We start from the raw sequence: 3,977 nt of genomic DNA, 5'->3' as shown, positions 1-3,977 counted from the left end.
CTGGTTGCGACAAGAAGTTATATTACGAATTGCCCTTTGGCTACTCCTTTCATTCGGAGTAATCCTACTGTGGAATGCGTCAATGGTAACGTTTAGGTGTTAGGCCCACAGGACAATGTGGAAAGTCAGAAAGTCCAAATTCGGACTAACTGCTAGGATAAGTAAACTGTGAAGAGTGTAATGCGAATCATCATAAGAGTCGTTAGATTAAATAAGCGAAATCGGACTGTTACGCTTAAACCAAAAGGTACAGAACCAGACCATAATGGTTCCAGTTACATTATGGGGAATGAACAAAGGGTTCTCGGCTTACAGATGGCTTCTAAGGTTTACATAATTATTCGTGATATAGAACTTGGTAAGACCTATGCACTCCCAGTATTTGGGTAGGAAGCCTGTGAAGGTGACGATGGTGCAGAGGTTAGAGGAATTGGTAAAAAGCGAAAGGCAACTTGTAATTAGTTGCATAGAGGTTCAAAATTTGCCTTAATCCGAAAGGATGCAGACTTACTATTGGTGTTCCATTGTATGAACGGAGGCAAATCGATTGAAATGTAAGATACTCAACGACGCTTAAATGCGAGAGACTTACAGACGTTTAAAACGTTAATAGACTACAGACCGGAATTACAAAAGCAATTATCGAAACGATAACTGCTGCCCGAAAGGGTTATGGAATGCTTGAGCCGGATGAAATGAAAGTTACAAGTCCGGTTCTTAGAGGGCTTGAGGCCGGTAACGGCCTCCGGCTACTCGGCGACGCGTTTAGCCTTGAGTATAAAGACGAACTTCGCGATGTCGAAATTATAGAAGTTAACAAAATGCTCTCCTGTAAGGATGAGAGTCGTGGTTACTTTACATATCTCTGCGAACATTGTGGAACCTCCCTAACTGTTTCGTAGATTTTCTAAAGGTCTGGAATGTGGGATAATAATTCCTATGAAACCTTTTTTTCTACAGAAAGATAAAAGGATAAAGGTTCATTCATTTCTTTGTGTAATGGGATTGACTTTCTATAGATTTTTGCTCTGGAAACTGAATAAGCAGAATGAGATACTCTCTGAGACGCGAGTAATTGAAGAACTGGAAAAGATCAGAGTTGCTCTGGTGAAAAAAGGTGAGGTAGAACCGCAGTTTATATTTGAGACAATGAATTTAGATCAGATGAGACTTTTCTCTAGACTTGGACTGGAGACTGTTTTGAAAGATTCCAAATCCGTAAGTTTTATTTAAATTTTCTTGGTGGCAACATAAAGCGTTAGGCAAAGGGCTCTTTTTTTATGATCTTTCAAACTAAAGTCTATATGTATTAAAACACTCGGAGGAAGACCTGTTTTTGTTGACCTTTTCTTAACAGACATTTTATTTTGCCTGGCTGATAGTTCCAGCCTCTAAAATATTTACATTCGGGGCTTTAATGCCATTTTTAGAAAATTCAATCCAGGCCCTTCTTGTAACCTCAGATTCGAATTCGAACTCATATCTCAGGTCGTTCACATAAGATTTAGCGCGCAAACGTCTGTAAAAAGGGTAATCTTTTAAAAGAACTGTGAAAGGACGCTTCTTAGAAATATAAACATATTGTGAGGTCACTACTGATTCTTTTAAAATCTTCATAGCCAAAACTGCGTCTGAACATGGATCTATGAACAGGTCAATAACCACCATCATCTCTGACGCCCCGGCATTCGCGCTTGCCACTGCCTGGGTAAAAATCAGATAATTGGGAGCAGATACGAGATTATCGTCAGGTGTGACAAGTTTTGTTGCCCGTATTCCTATGTCACTTACTTCACCGTAATACTCCTCTATTTTGATCTTATCTCCAACCTGGTAAGGTTTTTCAAGTGAAATTACTATTCCACCGATTATGTCAGCAAACAGATCTTTTAGACCAAAGCCAATTCCGGCACCAAAAAGACCGCCGAAAAGAATAAGTTGGCTGGATTCCCATTTTAGAATATTTACTAATATATAATAAATTGTAATTCCATATATTGAGAATTTCAATAATGGAAGAACCATTTTAACAGTTATTCTATATTGACCAGCACGTTCTGAGATAAATACCAGAATGAATGTAATAACTCGAATAAACAGATACGCTATGAGGATTAACAGTATTGAGGATATTATTGCCCCTGTATCGATAATCGGCAGTGAGACCATGTTATCGGCCATTTACCACACCATCCTTAATTTTTTCAGGTATTCTATTATGCTTTTTATTGCTTCTGGTTTTATATTGCATGAAATATCATCGACTGTTATCAAACCCTGATTAGACAAACCAAAAATCATCTTATCGACCTGAAAATCAGGTCCCAAGATATCTGAAAGTTTATCATTATTGATGGATTTCATGGATAGAATAAGAAATAAAACAAATGACTCTTTATAATCAAGATCGATATTAAAGGATACATCATTTATTTTACTTGGTTTGATGATCGGATATTCAAGGCTTTTCTCCCATATGATCATTGCCACTCCCGGATTTCCATTTGAGATGCGATGTATCTTTTCAAAAATTATATCCTCAATACCAACTTTTTCTTCTTTTTTTAATAATCTGAATTTAATGAGACTATAATTTATTTTAAAATAAGGTATATTGATGGTTTTTTCCAGAGGTTTTATTGAAATTGTTAATTTCTTAGGTTCAAAAACCTTCTCTTTTTGAAATGCAACGTCCTCCTCGAATTTTATCTCTTTCTCTTCATACTTTGATAATATAAATTCTTTAATTCGATCTTTCGTGAATTTAGGCAGCTTTATCTGAACCGGAAAATACTCCTCAATTTTGATAACTTCGTCAAGATAATTCCATGAATAGAGGTTCCACGTTGTAATGAAGATGTTACTGGAAGATACTGTTGATCTTAAAAAATACTCCAGAGTTTCAAAACCGCCGATCTTGCGTTCATAAAGAAAATTACAATCGTCGATTATCACGACTCGTTTTGAATTCTCAGGGATCTTGCTGTCTTCTTTATTTTTAAGTATCGATGAAAATGACAGCCTTGTTACCTTTTGCGGGTTCATCTTTTCGATCGCACCAAGGAAGGTCGTCTTTCCAGCAAAGGGTTCAGATATTATCGCAATATTCAAATTTTGCCCTGACTTGAAATCAGCTATGGCGGTCTGGATCTTTGCTATTTCTTCCTGGAATCCTATCATATCTTTGACCTGTGCTTTTTTATCGCTATTCACCCTTCTAACCGGAATGGTTACAAAGGTTTGCGCCCTTGGATTATTCTGATCAATATAACGATAATAGCAACAACCAGCAATATATGGATTAAGCCACCAACCAAACCGAGCGAAAATCCCAATAGCCAGAGGATTACCAGAATCATAACTATTGTCCATAATAAGTTCATAAATCTAACCTCCTTTAATATTGAAATTGTATTTGTATTAAATAAACTTTTGTTCTTGGCATGGTATCTACGTAGAAATCGGGGGGGAGTGAACCCCATTTTGTGTACAACTAGTTAAGAAACATTTCTACTTAAAACCTCCTCATATTTCAAAGTCTTAATAAAACTCTCAGCAAATGCATTGTCATATGGATTTCCCTTTCGACTCATGCTGATCTTGATACCATTTTCTTTAAGTCTGTCAACATACTTCCATGAGGCATATTGAACTCCCTGTCAGAATGATGAATGAGGTTGAAAATGCCCTTATCCTTGCGATCTGCTAAAGCCATATTCAGTGCTTCCAGAGCTAGTTCTGAATCAATATCCCTGCCCAATTTCCATCCAATACACTTCCTGCTGAATACATCGATTATAACTGCGAGATATATGAATTCCTGTACAAGGCGTATATATGTTATATCAGCCGCCCATAATTGATTAATTTTAGTTACCACATAATTCTTTGCCAGATTAGGATAGACTGGTAGGTTATGTTTAGAATCAGTTGTTTTTGGGACAAATTGCTTTTTTATGCACAGAAGGTTATCTCTC

Annotated in this window: 6 protein-coding genes and 1 pseudogene; 2 read left to right on the top strand and 5 right to left on the bottom strand. The window is 36.8% G+C overall.

What is annotated here, in order from left to right:
* Positions 1-677 precede the first annotated feature (677 nt).
* Positions 678-902 carry a transposase zinc-binding domain-containing protein gene (locus IBX40_11535; protein MBE0524949.1) on the top strand — a complete coding sequence of 75 codons (225 nt, stop codon included), beginning with the start codon at positions 678-680 and terminating at the stop codon, positions 900-902.
* Positions 903-999: 97 nt separating this feature from the next.
* A complete protein-coding gene (locus tag IBX40_11530; GenBank protein ID MBE0524948.1) occupies positions 1,000-1,233 on the top strand; it encodes a hypothetical protein in 234 nt (77 codons plus the stop codon).
* A gap of 129 nt (positions 1,234-1,362) precedes the next feature.
* On the opposite strand, the gene IBX40_11525 is transcribed toward IBX40_11530, so the two are convergent.
* From IBX40_11525 to IBX40_11505, 5 genes and pseudogenes are all read right to left on the bottom strand, one after another.
* Positions 1,363-2,181, bottom strand: coding sequence for a mechanosensitive ion channel (locus IBX40_11525; GenBank protein MBE0524947.1), 819 nt, complete (start codon positions 2,179-2,181; stop codon positions 1,363-1,365).
* Entirely contained in the window at positions 2,182-3,213 is a 1,032-nt protein-coding gene (locus IBX40_11520) for a hypothetical protein (protein ID MBE0524946.1), read from the bottom strand. It lies immediately after the preceding gene.
* 17 nt (positions 3,214-3,230) lie between these two features.
* Complete coding sequence (locus tag IBX40_11515; GenBank protein MBE0524945.1) at positions 3,231-3,383, bottom strand: lmo0937 family membrane protein; 153 nt, start codon at positions 3,381-3,383, stop codon at positions 3,231-3,233.
* Positions 3,384-3,497: 114 nt separating this feature from the next.
* Positions 3,498-3,653 (bottom strand): annotated as a pseudogene (locus tag IBX40_11510) (transposase family protein).
* Positions 3,590-3,880, bottom strand: a complete 291-nt coding sequence (locus tag IBX40_11505; GenBank protein MBE0524944.1) for a DDE-type integrase/transposase/recombinase — start codon at positions 3,878-3,880, stop codon at positions 3,590-3,592. The pseudogene IBX40_11510 and the gene IBX40_11505 overlap by 64 nt, the downstream one beginning before the upstream one ends.
* Between the last annotated feature and the right edge of the window lie 97 nt (positions 3,881-3,977).

The organism is Methanosarcinales archaeon (genome assembly GCA_014859725.1).
Taxonomy (GTDB): domain Archaea; phylum Halobacteriota; class Methanosarcinia; order Methanosarcinales; family Methanocomedenaceae; genus Kmv04.
The sequence above is the reverse complement of the archived record's forward strand: the minus strand, read 5'-3'. Positions and strand labels throughout refer to the sequence as shown.